This window comes from Gluconobacter sp. NFX36 (assembly GCF_049887835.1).
Lineage (GTDB): Bacteria > Pseudomonadota > Alphaproteobacteria > Acetobacterales > Acetobacteraceae > Gluconobacter > Gluconobacter japonicus_A.
On the sequence record NZ_JAGEKJ010000007.1, the window covers coordinates 99,142 to 112,623 of the forward strand.

Below are 13,482 nucleotides of genomic sequence, written 5' to 3' on the forward strand. Positions count from 1 at the left end.
TTCACCCTCTGTGAGAACATCTGTTCTTACTCCATATGGTGCCGGATGGACGCTTTTCCGAGACGCACCCGAACTGATTCTGCATCTGGCGATATGGCCAGCCTGCCGGTCCTGTCCCCTCTTCAGGTTCAGGATCTGTTCACGGCCCGTCTGGATGAGATTTGTGCCCGGTTCGAAGAGTGGGGTTTCCCGCTTGTTGTTGCCGGGCAACTGGGTGATGTCGCGCCGAATGCTTACCGGAAATACTATCAGCTTCCCTTAATCGACCCGCAGCTTGGAACCTCTATTTTGCTTGAGGCGACCAAGTCCATTTTGGCCGTGGCAGATGTTCGCGCGGGTGACTATGTACGGGTGACGGGCTTTTTGAGAGCGCGACATCTCAGGGGACAGGTGGCTCTTCGGTTTGAAGCGCTGGCGGTTGACCCTTACGATCCCGGACGACAGAAGGTTGATCGCGCTGAAAAGTCGCTTCTGGATGTTCTTCGGGGATTGAGCTGGGAGTTCCATCCGTATCCTGAGCGGCGGGAGGCAAGGCTTCTGCTGATTCACTCTGCGTCCTCCAATGCTCTTGTGGCGGAAGACTTTCTTCAGGGTCTCGGAGGCGGATGGCGATCAGAACGTATTCGGTCTTTGCCGGTAGCCATGACGGACCCGCATCGGATTGCTGATGCTATTGGGACGTGTCGGGAAGACATTATTGTTCTGATCCGTGGTGGCGGAGATATGTCAGAATTTGCGGTGTTTGAGCATCCACTCGTTCTGGAAGCACTGGCCACCTGTCAGGCGCACCGGGTTCTGGGTGTGGGACACACCGCCAACCGGACGCTGGCCGAGCGTCTCGTCGACCATGCTGCCACGACGCCGGCTGATGCAGGGCATTATATTCGCAGGATGAGCGGTCGCCTCTGGCAGCAGCAGGAGGAAGCGCGCGCACAGCAGGAAGAAATTGTCGCCCTGCGAGAAAGTGCCGCATCCATGGCGGTGGCGCCACCTGGTCCGGCTCTGGGAACAAGGCTCAGAAATGCTCTGATCTTGCTGGGATTAGGGGTGCTACTTGGTTGGCTGCTCCCAAGGTTTTTCTGATCTTTGGAAAGCCCCATCTGTCTTTGGATAACGCCTGCCTCGAAAGGCCGAGGCAGGTGTGTCAGGCTGTGTGGAGTAGCAGGCGGGAAAACTCTTGCGTTGGCGGTGTTAGCGAACGTCGACCCGAATCACAGGGTGCGTGACTGAACCGTCTGCCACAGCGTGCATTTCGATCTGGATTTGTTGTGCCCCTGCCGTGTTGATCCGATGGGCGACGGGCTGCAGATCTGACTGAGTTGCTTCAGTCATGGCTTTGGCCTGTGCTGAGGGATCGTTCTGTAACGGAACCAGAAGCTGCACGATGAACAGAACGTTTTCCTTACGGGCAAGAGCTGCTTTCACAGCCTTGTCCACGGCAGGGCCATATTCTGCTTCCGGCGTTCCGCCCTCAATCTGCAGGAACGGGGGTTTGGGTTTGGGGGCTGGCGGGGCGGGGGGGATATACGGACGGGGTGGTTTTCCAGCCTGTGGGTTGAACGTGCGCTGATCGATCAGCTGGCAGCCAGCCAGCAGGGGAGTCACCAGCAGGATGCTTCCCGCCAGAAGAAGGGCACGTGGAGCCATGATGCCTCGAAAGGAACGAAAATTGCGGAGAATTGCAGCCATATTGTGCGGGACCGTCGCAGGAACGGACGGTTTGGGCAAGATTAAGCGCATCAAGTTCATTAAAAACTGTGCCAACCCCCTGTTGCTTCTTTGTAGCGATGCTATGGATGATGCCCTTTCGTCAGAATAGCGGAGTAGGCAGGCATGGCGGTAAAAATCGCAATCAACGGTTTCGGACGTATCGGACGTCTCGTTCTGCGCGGCATCATTGAGAGTGGCCGTACGGACGTTGAAGTCGTGGCCATTAACGATCTGGGTTCGGTAGAAGCAAATGCTCATCTGCTGGGTCATGACAGCGTTCACGGCCGCCTGCCGGGCAAGGTCCGCGCTGAAGGCAATACGCTCATCATCGAAGCGAATGGTCGCACCTATGGTCCGATCACGGTGTCCGCCGAGCGCGACCCCTCCAAGGTACCGTTTGAAGGCATTGATGTTGCCATGGAATGCACGGGCCTGTTCACGACGCGTGAAAAGGCTGCTGCCCTGCTCGAAGCTGGCGCAAAGCGTGTGATCGTCTCCGCTCCGGCAACGGATGTGGACGCGACCATCGTCTTCGGTGTGAACGACGACGTTCTGACGCCGGATATGAAGGTGATTTCCAACGCCTCCTGCACCACGAACTGCCTTGCACCTGTTGCGTCCGTTCTGGACGAAGCATTCGGCATCGAGCGTGGCTACATGGTTACGATCCATTCCTACACAGGTGATCAGCGCACGGTGGATACGCTCCACAAGGATCCGCGTCGTGCTCGCGCTGCGGCTCTGAACATGATCCCGACGTCCACGGGTGCTGCCAAGGCTGTTGGTCTGGTGCTTCCACACCTGAAGGGCAAGCTGGACGGTACGGCCATTCGTGTTCCGACGCCGAACGTCTCTCTCGTTTCCCTCGACTTCGTGCCCAAGACTATTCCGGCTTCTGTCGAGGCTGTAAACGAAGCCCTCCGTGCCGCGTCTGAAGGCAAGCTCAAGGGTATTCTGGATTACAACACGGACCCGCTGGTGAGCACGGACTTCAACCACTCTCCGGCTTCCTCCACGTTCGACGCCACGCAGACGGCTCTGGTCGATGGCGGCCAGCTTGTTCGCATCTGCGCCTGGTATGACAACGAGTGGGGTTTCTCCAACCGTATGGCGGATACGGCCGCCGCTTTCGGGAGCCTCTAAGCCATGGTGTTCCGCACGCTCGATAACCTGGAGGCACGCGGCAAACGCGTGCTCGTCCGGGCTGATCTGAACGTGCCGATGCATGACGGCGTCATCACTGACGCCACGCGCATCGAGCGCGTTGCCCCGACCATCAGCGAACTCGCCGACAAGGGCGCGCGCGTTGTGGTCCTGAGCCATTTCGATCGCCCGAAGGGCAAGGTCGTTCCGAGCATGTCTCTGCACCCCATCGCCGAGAAGCTCGGCGAAGTGCTGGGTAAGCCGGTGGCTTTCGTTCCGGAATGTGTTGGCCCAACCGTTGAGGCGGCTGTTGCTGCCCTCAAGGATGGCGACGTGCTGGTTCTGGAAAATACGCGCTTTCATGCGGGTGAGGAAGCCAATGACCCGGCTTTTGCCAAGGCTCTTGCAGAAAATGGCGATATTTTCGTCAATGATGCGTTCTCGGCGGCTCATCGCGCCCACGCCTCCACGGAAGGTGTGGCGCATGATCTGCCGTCCTTCGCCGGGCGTCTGATGCAGGCCGAACTCTCGGCTCTGTCGGCCGCGCTGGAAAACCCGGAACGTCCGGTTGGCGCCATCATTGGTGGCTCCAAGATTTCCACGAAGCTGGATCTGATTGGTAACGTCATCGAGAAGGTGGACACGCTGTTCATCACTGGTGCGATGGCCAACACGTTCCTGGCGGCTGAAGGCATTGCTGTGGGCAAGTCCCTGCAGGAAGCGGACATGCACGAAACAGCCCGCAAGATCGCGCATCTTGCGCAGGAAAAGGGCTGTGAAATCGTTCTGCCGGTTGATGCCGTTGTGGCGCGTGAGTTCAAGGCTGGCGCCGAGAGCGAAGTGTGCCTGATTGGTGAAGTTCCGGCTGATGCCATGATCCTCGATGCCGGTCCGCGCACGGTGGAACTGATCAACGAGCGTCTGGCGACTTTGAAGACGCTGGTTTGGAATGGTCCTCTGGGGGCGTTCGAAATCGCGCCGTTTGATCGCGCAACTGTTGAGGTTGCACAGGAAGCGGCCCGTCTGACACAGGACGGCAAGCTGCGGACTGTCGCAGGTGGTGGTGACACGGTCTCTGCTCTGCGTCATGCCGGTGTGGCTGGCCAGATGAGCTATGTCTCAACGGCTGGCGGTGCGTTTCTGGAGTGGCTGGAAGGCAAAATTCTTCCGGGTATCGAAGTGCTTCGTACGACAGGCCAGCAACTCGGTCTGGACTGATTATCAGAAGGCGGGGAGGGTGATCTCCCCCGCTTTTTTTGCCTTGGCCTTACGGAAAGAAAATTTCCTCAATTTTGCGCTCGAAAAGCTGCGAGATCGTGAAAGCTAAAGGGAGGCTCGGATCATAGCGCCCTTTTTCGATAGCATTGACCGTTTGCCTTGAAACAGCCAGCGCTGCGGCCAGATCTGCCTGACTCCAGCTGCGTTCCGCCCGAAGTTCTTTAAGGTAATTGTTCACCGATAACGCCTTTGAGCGACAATGCCACTGATCCCCCAGAACGCGCACATAATCGGCCAGACCGCAAAAGCTCTGAGATGAGGCAGGCCAGTACTTTCAGCGAAGTCCCAAGCAAAAGTCAGCAGGGCAGTTCCCAGAAAAGACATTGCGATCGCATCCAGCTGAATGCGTCGTTGCAATTCATCCATTCGCCAGATTGTGCGCATGATGGCCCATGCCGCGGTCAGAGCTCCCAGCATGGGTGTAAGCGCCAGGACCGTTCTTGCGGGGAACCCGGGGTGAAATGCGCGTTCCAGATAATTTGCTCCGAACAGCAACACAACATACAGGATCACAGCACTGCCAAGTTCAATGAGATAGCGTCGACCATATAGGATTATTTATCCCTTCTTGTGTAAAGGATGCTTTACTTTTTATGTGAGAATGTCAAATAGACTTTACATCAAGAGTTCCAACCTCTCGTACACATCGATCACGTTTTGTGACGTCACGAAACTTTCTAATTTTTCTAATTGTAATTTGAGGCTGCGACTCAGCACACTGATTTCAGCTTTTTGTTCTGCTGGAATCTACCCGATGCGCCTTATATCTGCCTTGTTGAGGTCTTTTCCCGTAGTTGTTCTGGCGACGACCTCTTGCAATGCACTTGCTGCTGAGGCTGCCTCATCGGGTTTATCCAATAAGAAGCCGCTTTCGGCTTTTGCTCATCCTTTTGACGCATCGCTGTCTCAGACGGTATCCGCCGATCCCAGACAGGGCGCGGCCCTCATGAGAGGGCTGCAAAAGCATCGAGCCAGCATGGTAGCGGAGCAGATGTCTTCAAGTTTTGGCGCCGCTCCATTGCCAGACGAAAATATTGAAGGCCCCCGGGATGCGGCTCAGCCGGATGCGTATCTCAAGCCTGATTTTTTTTCGGAGAAGGTTGGTCGCATTGATGATACCGCGGTAGACAATCATGCAGACCAGCATCGGAAAGGCGCAGGTACAGTTGCTGGAGGGCTTGCACTAGCCGTTCCACTCTCACAATAAGCGTCGGCTGAAGTCAGGTGTGCCGGTAGAGGTAGATTGAGCTGTTCGGCCCCTGAAATTTATAGACAAGTTCGTAGCTGGCGTAAATTTCCCTGAAGAGTTCCTTTCGGATGGCCCTGTTTTCGTTCACGGGAAATTCGTCCTGAGTGACAATATATTCAGGGCGCTTTGACAAGACCCGATGTAACTCCAGCATGACATCTATTCCTGTTGCGTGAACTTCAACAGCTTCATGAAAATGTCCGGGGAACGGATGAGTGGTCAGAGGGCACCAATAGGGCGTATCGTAAAGTTCTGGTGGCCCCTGATAGACAAAGACGCATCCAGGAGCCTGCTTCATCACGTTGAGCATAGCCTGAAATGTCTGCCGGTCCCCATGATCCAGCCTGTGCTTCCGCAGACTGTACTGGCCGATCAGTGAAACAACGCAGAGAAGTGCCACGACCCATATCCGACCTGCTTTTTTGTACCAGAGCGGGGCGCAGGTCAGAGCGAGGGGGGCGTAAAGAGGTAGGATATAATGAACATACCACCCTCCGAAGATCACAATGCCCAAGCCGGCAGTGCATGCCCAGAGAGTCAGGTAAAGATACTGAGGCTCTGAAGCTTTTTTGTGCGCCAGAACCCCTGTCACTACAAGACCAGGGATCAGCGGGAGAATATCGACAAGCATCCGTTTTTGAAGATGATGGATTTCTTTGGTCGGGACGTGTCCACGAAGGAAAATTGACTCTAGGTTGGCGAAAATCCACTCTGATCGATGTCCAAGCGCTGCATAAAACGTAAAAATTATAGCAGTTGGCAGAATACCTGCCCCCGCCAGAAGGCTGACATCTTTCAGAATCCCGGAGAGGGAACGAGAAGCAAGAAAGCGGTGGAATACACAATAGAGCCCGACGAAAATGCCTTCGAACACTACGGTGTATTTGATCTGCATGGCCAGACCGAAGAGCAGCATTGCAGAAAGAATATCTCGCGTTTGTAGCAGTTGGCCAGGACGCATAAGGCGACGCAGGATAAGCGCGACAGCCCCTGCAACAAGCAGATTGTAGAAAATGGGTGTTTGGCCACCTTCTCCCAAAGAGAGGTTCAGCAGCGCTACATAGAGAAGAGCCGAGACAAAGGCTCCAACCGTTGGAGCTATGGTCTGTCCCATTCGAAACAGCAGCCAGGCCGTTCCCCAGACGGCCATTACGGCGCCCGCCTGATAGGCTATAATTCTGTACGGGCCAAACAGATGGAAGAAAGCATAGAGAAGAAAGATGCCAAACGGTTTTCTATCCCAGATCTGAATGTAGGGGAGGTCTCCATGGAGCAGGCGGCCACCGCCAAAAAGATAAAATTCCTCATCTACGTGGATAAGAGGGTTGCCGAAGGTCTGGAACCGGCTCGCAATAATAAAGGCGAATAGAATAATATTTAATAAAAGTATCTTATAACGGGAAAGCATGGGCCAGAACATTCAGGTTGTGATGTCATTTCAGATTTATCGATATCTCTGTGTCCTTGTATATTTCTTTGTAACTCTCTGTTGAGGCTTGGTTGATCAGATGTGAGAGTGTTTCATGAAATTTTCAAAAATGTATTCTGAACTCCAAACAAAAACGGGCTGCCAGAAGAATATCTGGCAGCCCGTTTGCGGAAGAAATGTAGGATCAGTTCTGAAGACCGTTTTCGCGACGGCGGTGCTCGACCTCAGATGCCATGGCTTTTTGAAGCTTTTCCATGGCCCGGGCTTCAATTTGTCGGATACGTTCACGGGAAACATTGTAGTGGTGTGACAGATCTTCGAGCGTTGATGGCTCTTCCTTCAAACGACGTTCTGCCAGAATGTGACGTTCACGCTCGTTCAGGGTCATCATTGCCTGATCCAGCAGAGCCTTCCGCCCACTGAACTCCTCAGAAGCCGCGTAAGTCTGTTCCTGGTTTTCCGTGTCGTCTACCAGCCAGTCTTGCCATTCTCCTTCGCCGTCAATGCGCAAAGGAGCGTTCAGGCTATGGTCCGGTGCGGACAGGCGCTGGTTCATGGACACAACATCCTGCTCAGGCACGCCGAGCGTTGTTGCGATGGAATTGACCTGCTCAGGCTTGAGATCGCCGTCATCAATGGCCTGCATCTGCCCCTTCAGGCGACGCAGGTTGAAGAACAGCTTCTTTTGCGAGGCAGTCGTGCCCATTTTTACCAATGACCAGCTATGCAGAATGTATTCCTGCATGGCGGCGCGGATCCACCACATGGCGTAAGTGGCAAGACGGAAGCCGCGCTCCGGATCGAAGCGGCGGACGGCCTGCATCATGCCGATATTGCCTTCGCTGATCAGTTCATTCACCGGCAGACCGTAGCCGCGATAGCCCATGGCAATCTTGGCGACGAGACGCAGGTGAGATGTGACCAGTCGATGTGCGGCGTTGGTGTCCTCGTTCTTCCGCCAGGCACGGGAGAGATCAAGCTCTTCCTGTGGTGTCAGAAGGGGGAATTTGCGAATCTCCTGAAGATACCGGGTCAGGTTGTTTTCAGGACCTACAGAAATGACAGCTGGAGATGCCATGGTCTTCGACTCCTTTCGCCCGGGGTGTGCCTGGCTCGATGAGGTGATGACTCATACGAACTGGCGGCAGGAAGGTTCCTCACACCCAGGTGACGCATTGGGAAGGACTATCACGTCCCCAGCCGTTTGCCCCCGAATTGGGCGACGTACGGTGGTACGATCCGTTCCGGCGGCGCGTCAGCTCGTCGGATAACTCAGCTTATGACAGGTATAGCCGAAAAGGTCAAGAATTTTTAAAGGTTGAGCCTGTCAGGCGATTTTTCAAGTCCTGAAAATCCTGAGGAGGCGCAGTTTCGAAAGAAAGGAGCTGTTTCGTCCGGGGGTGGATAAACCCGAGTCGAGCTGCGTGAAGGGCCTGCCTTGGAAAATCCAGAGCAGCATCCTTTGCATCCTGTGGCAACCCACGGGCCGCAGCAGGGATACGGCGCAGATAAACCGGATCTCCCAGGAGTGGATGTCCGGCCTGAGACAGATGCACACGAATCTGGTGCGTCCGTCCGGTGGCCAGCTTGCACTCAATGAGCGATACGCTCGCATGAATGGGCTCCAGAAGTTTGAAGCGGGTCAGTGCAGGTTTTCCGCCGGACTGTACGACTGTCATGCGCTTGCGGTCTTTTTTGTCTCGCCCGATGGCGCCGTCGAACTCGCCAGACGCGGGCAGGAGGCCCCAGGCCAGAGCCATATAGGCGCGGTCTATATCTCTCGCTGCGAAGGCCTCAGATAAAGCATTATGTGCCATGGCGTTCTTTGCGACGACCATCAGTCCGGACGTATCTTTATCCAGACGATGTACGATTCCCGGCCGTTTTTCGCCCCCAATGCCTTCGAACCCTTCGCCACAATGGCCCAGAAGGGCATTGACCAGAGTGCCGGTTTCATTGCCCGGAGCCGGATGCGTGACGAGGCCGGCCTGTTTGTCCAGAACGATCAGATCCCGATCTTCATAAAGAATCGTGAGGGGGAGATCCTCGGCCATCGGGCGGGCGGGAAGCGGGGTGGGGAAGGACAGGATCAGATCCATTCCTTCACGCAGCGTATCGGAAGGTTCGCGAACGATCTGTCCGTTGCGGGTCAGATGCCCCTCTTCGATAAGGGTCTTGACCCGGGAGCGGGAAATCGTGCCGATGGCGTCAGCAAGGGCGCGGTCAACGCGCTGACCGGCCAGACTGGCATCAACAACAAGGCGGAACGGGGTTTCAGGATCTGACATGAATCAAGGTTTAGCCGAGGATCGGACGGGCAGCGAGTCAGGGGCGTCAAAAGCGTTGTTTGCGGCTGTCATCATTATGGGTGTCATGATTGTCGTGGGGGTTGCCGTCATGATTGGCGTGATTGGCTACCGTGCCATGCATCCGCACCATGGCCCGGTTCTTGAAGCGCAGGCCCCAAGAGGGCTGTCTCGTCTGGCTTTGCCGCTGGGGGAGGGGGAGCATATCCTCAGTGTGACGGCGCGCGGGGATGGCATGATGGCTGTGACCCTTGGCAGACCTGGAGCTGAGCGCGTTCTGCTGTGGAATCCGGAAGCCGGGAATGTGGCGGCGGAGCTTGATTTTGGGTCTGTTGCAGGAGTCCCCTGAACATTCCAGGCGCTGATGCGTTTCCCATGTTCGAGATTATATCGGGACAGAGATTATGGGACGCATCCTTGACGCCGCTTTGGCAACGGCAACTGTTTTCGGCGCGCAGTATTTCGGACGGGAAATCAGCCCTGTCGAAGATGGCTCAACGCGACGCTGGTATCATCATCTGAATAAGCCAGCGTTTTCGCCGCCGGCTCCTGTTTACGCTGTCGTCTGGACATTACTTGACGGTCTTCTGGCGTGGTCGGGGTATCGCTTGCTTAGAGCGAAGTCCTCTTGCAGACGGACGCTGGCTCTATGTCTCTGGGCGATCTGTGTTGCGGGTGTTGCAGGGTTTCCGTTTGCCGTCTTCCGTAAACGTCGGCTTGATGCTGGTCTTGCGATCTGTATTGGTTTGGTTGTGACGTCTGGGGCGTCAATCTGTACTGCCAAAAAGGTGGATCGTTGTGCTGCAAAGCTTCAGATCCCGTTCTTTGTCTGGCTGACATTTGCCGTCTTTGTTCAGGAAGAAGTCTGGCGCCGCAACTGAGCTGCTTCGGTGTTCTTCAGAATGGAATCCATGAGACCCGGGAAGCGGGTCTCCAGTTCCTGAAGGCGCAGAGAATTATGGTGCTGCACACCTTCGATCCGGGTGTGCAGAATGCCGCTCTCCCTTAGGACCTGAAAATGATGGGACATGCTGGATTTAGGGCGTGATCCGATCAGGGCGGCGCAATTCGCTTCGCCCAGCACGTACAGTCTTTGGACAATGTCCAGACGTACAGGATCTGCCAGGGCGCGAAGGACCGTTATCAGGTCAAGTTTTTCCAGATCAGGCGAGTCATGGCAGGGCATACGGCGTCTTATCCCTTCCTTGTAGAATTGACGCAACACTTCTATAGTTCGATCGTTATCGAACAATAGAAGTTTCGATCAAGGAGTACCCTTTCATGCCCGATCTTTTTGATCCCATTGAACTTGGTGACTTTTCAGCCAAAAATCGCATTTTCATGTCTCCCCTTACGCGGGCTCGTGCGGGTCGTGATGCTGTGCCAACGCCGATCATGGCAAAATATTACGAGCAGCGGGCAGGCGCAGGTCTCATCATTTCCGAAGCAACTGGCATTTCCCGGGAAGGACTGGGGTGGCCCTATGCACCGGGAATCTGGTCTGATGAACAGGTTGAGGCTTGGAAACCGATTACAAAAGCTGTTCATGACAAGGGCGGCCGTATTGTCTGTCAGCTTTGGCATATGGGCCGGATGGTCCATTCGTCAGTGACGGGGTTACAGCCGGTTGCACCTTCTGCCACGACGGCCCCACGCTATGCCCATACATATGATGGAAAGGTGCCATACGAGACAGCCAGAGCTCTGCAACTGGAGGACATTTCGCGGATAATGTCGGATTATGAAACGGCAGCGCGGAATGCAATCAGAGCGGGCTTTGACGGTATTCAGCTTCATGCGGCCAATGGCTATTTGATTGATGAATTTCTGAGGGATGGGACGAACCATCGCACTGACGAGTATGGCGGCTCGCCTGAAAACCGTATTCGTTTTTTGTCGCAGGTTGTGAGTCGTATTGTCGCGACGATTGGTGCGGAAAAAACCGGTGTTCGCCTTTCTCCCAATGGAGATACACAGGGATGTCTGGACTCAGCGCCTGAAACTGTTTTCGTCCCGGCTGCTGCAGAGCTTGAGCGTTTGGGGGTGGCGTGGCTTGAGCTTCGCGAAGTTGGTTCGGAAGGAACCTTCGGAAGTACGGACCAGCCCAAATTGTCCCCGGAAATTCGGAAGGTGTTTCGCCGACCGCTGGTTTTGAATCAGGATTATACTTTCGAAGCCGCACAAGAGGACGTTCAGCAGGGCCGTGCTGATGCAATCGCCTTCGGTCGCAAGTTTATTTCGAATCCTGATCTTCCGATCCGCTTCGCCAAGGGATTACCCTTGCAGCCGGATGATATGGCAACCTGGTACAGCCGTGGAGAGCATGGCTATACCGATTATCCTTTTGCAGATTGACTAAAAAAATGCCGGGGGAAAGAGGCCCCCGGCATGACCGCTCGTGATTGCGGTAATCAGGCTGACAGAGTGATCAGATCTGCTGTCTGTTCGCTCTCGATCAGATATGGGCCTCCAGCGACCACTTCGATGGCTAGCATACCCAGGCTGTTCGGCTGTCTGTCGTTGAGAACGAGCAGGGCGTTCCCGTTCGTCCAGCGACGGCCACCCGCTTCGCGTGCGTACCAGCCATTCTGTGCATGTGCGTCATTCACGGCTGTCAGGCAGACGGAGCGACCAGAGTCATAGAATGTGATGTCTCCGACGCAGATACCGAGTGTGCGGCGGTCGTCCATGAATGGGCCGATTGTCTCATGCGGAGAACTTGCTCTGGAAACCAAGCGCACAGACCTGACCGAAGCCGGGATCATGAACATGCTCCGGCCACCGACCTCACGTGTCTTGTGTATGACAACGCCCGTATTGGATACCAGATGAAAGTCAGGGTCTGTAACGAGGTTTGCTCGTTGTTCGGCCTGGGAAAGGCCAAGAAGAGGCAGTCTGTCACAGATTTTCTGGAAAAGTGTCTGAACGCTGTCTTGTGAAGTGGAAAGGGGGGCCGCAGCATCCGTGTCCCAGTTCAGCGCCTGACTTCCAAGGTGGATTACTGTTCCGCCCTGACGAAAGGCGTACCGGTTTCCTGTGTCGAGGTACGTTTCCGTCAATACACCGTTTGCCTTGATAATGGCGTGTGCTTCGGTCTCGATGTGGAAATAATCATACTCGGTGATGCTGTGATCGTAGAAAATGGACTGTCCGTTGACCAGCATTCGTACGGGCGTAAAGGCTCCGTTCAGGAAAAGGCAATGCTCGGCGGTTACGAGCAGGTCACGTGAAGGAACGCCATCTGCAATTGCGTTCTTGATGATCCGTACAGGGTAACCTGCGGTGTCATCAGGCAGATTTGTGTCCACTGTAATGCGAGCTTTACCTGTCCAGACAAGAGGCGCGATCACTTCCTGACCGTTCAGGTATGTTTTGACAAGATCACCTGACTGAAGGTTTTCAATGGCTTTTTCGCCATCGGGAGTCTGGATCATGCTCCCAGCGAGATAGCAGGTGATGACGCCGCCACTTCCGTCGGACTGGGTGAAGGATTTTGAGTAGGAAACAGGCGTTCCGCCGAGCCACTGAGGAATGAGCCCGTAATTCGCTGTCCCTGTTGTTTGGAGATTGAAAGGGTCTCCGGAAAGAGTAATTGTCCGACCAGCTCCAAGAATTCCAAGCAAACTTACGCCGTCGCCAATTGTAGTTGTATTTGTTGCAATGTCGTAAGAGGCTGGAATTGAAGAAGAGTTTGGAAAATCCATCACAAAATTCTTTGGGATGGTCGTTGTGGTGTTCCCGTTTGCATCAACGAATGTAATGGGAAGCTTGAGAACGCCGACACTCAGTCCGGTCGGTTCAATCTTAACCTCTCCGCCTGCAGGCCCGACTTTAATACTGTTCAGGACGTTGGCGCCAATCAGGCTTCCTTGAACATCAAGAATGCCGCCGTTGACAGTAAAAGACGTTCCGACGCCAGCATCTAGCAAGCCGCCGCCCACTTTGGCGGTTGCCCCATTCTGGACTGTGATGGATGAGAGGGCGCTTACGCCAGCAAGTCCGCTTGTTAGATCTACAACAACGTCATCCCCTGAAGGAGTACTACTGTTCTTTGTGACAACAATAGAACTAAGTGCAGAAACTCCAGCTAAAGAAGATAGGTCGCCAGAACTATAGACTGTAGCGACACCTGCATTCACGCTGACCAATGAAGCTGCCATCTTGGACCCCCATATATTTTAATTAACGGATAATAATCGCATTTAACGTTCTTTACCATTAAAGATATTTTTCACCTTATGACCTGTAACGATTCGAGCGCAAGGAAAAAATTAACATCAAAATTAATTAGAAATTAACAAAGTTATTATATTAAGGTATTGAAAAATATGAAATTTATTATGTCGTAAGATTTCTTGGGTTGTTTT

Annotated in this window: 15 protein-coding genes; 7 read left to right on the forward strand and 8 right to left on the reverse strand. The window is 54.4% G+C overall.

Features of this window, described 5'->3' with window-relative positions; translation table 11 throughout:
• The first annotated feature begins 93 nt into the window (after positions 1-93).
• Positions 94-1,083 carry an exodeoxyribonuclease VII large subunit gene (locus J4P41_RS09060; protein WP_426066855.1) on the forward strand — a complete coding sequence of 330 codons (990 nt, stop codon included), beginning with the start codon at positions 94-96 and terminating at the stop codon, positions 1,081-1,083.
• Between the two features lie 108 nt (positions 1,084-1,191).
• Here J4P41_RS09060 and J4P41_RS09065 read toward each other — a convergent pair whose 3' ends face one another.
• A complete protein-coding gene (locus J4P41_RS09065) occupies positions 1,192-1,647 on the reverse strand; it encodes a hypothetical protein (protein ID WP_426066926.1) in 456 nt (151 codons plus the stop codon).
• Positions 1,648-1,833: 186 nt separating this feature from the next.
• Here J4P41_RS09065 and gap point away from each other — a divergent pair, with 186 nt between their 5' ends.
• Positions 1,834-2,853 (forward strand): type I glyceraldehyde-3-phosphate dehydrogenase, encoded by a 1,020-nt coding sequence (gap, locus tag J4P41_RS09070; RefSeq protein ID WP_426066856.1) that lies wholly within the window; start codon positions 1,834-1,836, stop codon positions 2,851-2,853.
• 3 nt (positions 2,854-2,856) lie between these two features.
• A complete protein-coding gene (locus J4P41_RS09075) occupies positions 2,857-4,071 on the forward strand; it encodes a phosphoglycerate kinase (RefSeq protein WP_426066857.1) in 1,215 nt (404 codons plus the stop codon).
• A 49-nt stretch (positions 4,072-4,120) separates the two neighbouring features.
• Here J4P41_RS09075 and J4P41_RS09080 read toward each other — a convergent pair whose 3' ends face one another.
• Together J4P41_RS09080 and J4P41_RS09085 are read right to left on the reverse strand one after the other, a co-directional pair.
• A complete protein-coding gene (locus J4P41_RS09080; protein ID WP_426066858.1) occupies positions 4,121-4,309 on the reverse strand; it encodes a helix-turn-helix transcriptional regulator in 189 nt (62 codons plus the stop codon).
• Positions 4,306-4,548 carry a hypothetical protein gene (locus J4P41_RS09085; RefSeq protein WP_426066859.1) on the reverse strand — a complete coding sequence of 81 codons (243 nt, stop codon included), beginning with the start codon at positions 4,546-4,548 and terminating at the stop codon, positions 4,306-4,308. Before J4P41_RS09085 ends, J4P41_RS09080 begins: the two co-directional genes overlap by 4 nt.
• A gap of 337 nt (positions 4,549-4,885) precedes the next feature.
• Between J4P41_RS09085 and J4P41_RS09090 the strand changes: the two genes are divergently transcribed.
• Positions 4,886-5,338 (forward strand): hypothetical protein, encoded by a 453-nt coding sequence (locus tag J4P41_RS09090; protein ID WP_426066860.1) that lies wholly within the window; start codon positions 4,886-4,888, stop codon positions 5,336-5,338.
• A gap of 13 nt (positions 5,339-5,351) precedes the next feature.
• Here the strand turns inward: J4P41_RS09090 and J4P41_RS09095 are convergent, their stop codons facing one another.
• From J4P41_RS09095 to J4P41_RS09105, 3 genes are all read right to left on the reverse strand, one after another.
• Positions 5,352-6,530 (reverse strand): hypothetical protein, encoded by a 1,179-nt coding sequence (locus tag J4P41_RS09095; protein ID WP_426066861.1) that lies wholly within the window; start codon positions 6,528-6,530, stop codon positions 5,352-5,354.
• A 463-nt stretch (positions 6,531-6,993) separates the two neighbouring features.
• Positions 6,994-7,887, reverse strand: coding sequence for an RNA polymerase sigma factor RpoH (rpoH, locus tag J4P41_RS09100; RefSeq protein ID WP_010504308.1), 894 nt, complete (start codon positions 7,885-7,887; stop codon positions 6,994-6,996).
• 223 nt (positions 7,888-8,110) lie between these two features.
• The gene (locus J4P41_RS09105; RefSeq protein WP_426066862.1) at positions 8,111-9,097 is read right to left on the reverse strand and encodes an RluA family pseudouridine synthase; all 987 of its coding nucleotides are present in this window, start codon (positions 9,095-9,097) and stop codon (positions 8,111-8,113) included.
• On the opposite strand from J4P41_RS09105, the gene J4P41_RS09110 reads away from it, so the two are divergent.
• Entirely contained in the window at positions 9,096-9,464 is a 369-nt protein-coding gene (locus tag J4P41_RS09110) for a hypothetical protein (protein WP_211568210.1), read from the forward strand. The two genes, J4P41_RS09105 and J4P41_RS09110, sit on opposite strands and share 2 nt — an antisense overlap.
• A gap of 55 nt (positions 9,465-9,519) precedes the next feature.
• Positions 9,520-9,996, forward strand: a complete 477-nt coding sequence (locus J4P41_RS09115; RefSeq protein ID WP_415516317.1) for a TspO/MBR family protein — start codon at positions 9,520-9,522, stop codon at positions 9,994-9,996.
• Here the strand turns inward: J4P41_RS09115 and J4P41_RS09120 are convergent.
• The gene (locus J4P41_RS09120; RefSeq protein WP_062015885.1) at positions 9,969-10,301 is read right to left on the reverse strand and encodes an ArsR/SmtB family transcription factor; all 333 of its coding nucleotides are present in this window, start codon (positions 10,299-10,301) and stop codon (positions 9,969-9,971) included. The genes J4P41_RS09115 and J4P41_RS09120 overlap by 28 nt on opposite strands.
• A 95-nt stretch (positions 10,302-10,396) precedes the next feature.
• On the opposite strand from J4P41_RS09120, the gene J4P41_RS09125 reads away from it, so the two are divergent.
• Positions 10,397-11,470 (forward strand): alkene reductase, encoded by a 1,074-nt coding sequence (locus J4P41_RS09125; RefSeq protein ID WP_426066863.1) that lies wholly within the window; start codon positions 10,397-10,399, stop codon positions 11,468-11,470.
• A gap of 56 nt (positions 11,471-11,526) precedes the next feature.
• Here J4P41_RS09125 and J4P41_RS09130 read toward each other — a convergent pair whose 3' ends face one another.
• On the reverse strand, positions 11,527-13,275 hold the full coding sequence (locus J4P41_RS09130) for a Hint domain-containing protein (RefSeq protein WP_426066864.1): 1,749 nt from the start codon (positions 13,273-13,275) through the stop codon (positions 11,527-11,529).
• Positions 13,276-13,482: the final 207 nt, after the last annotated feature.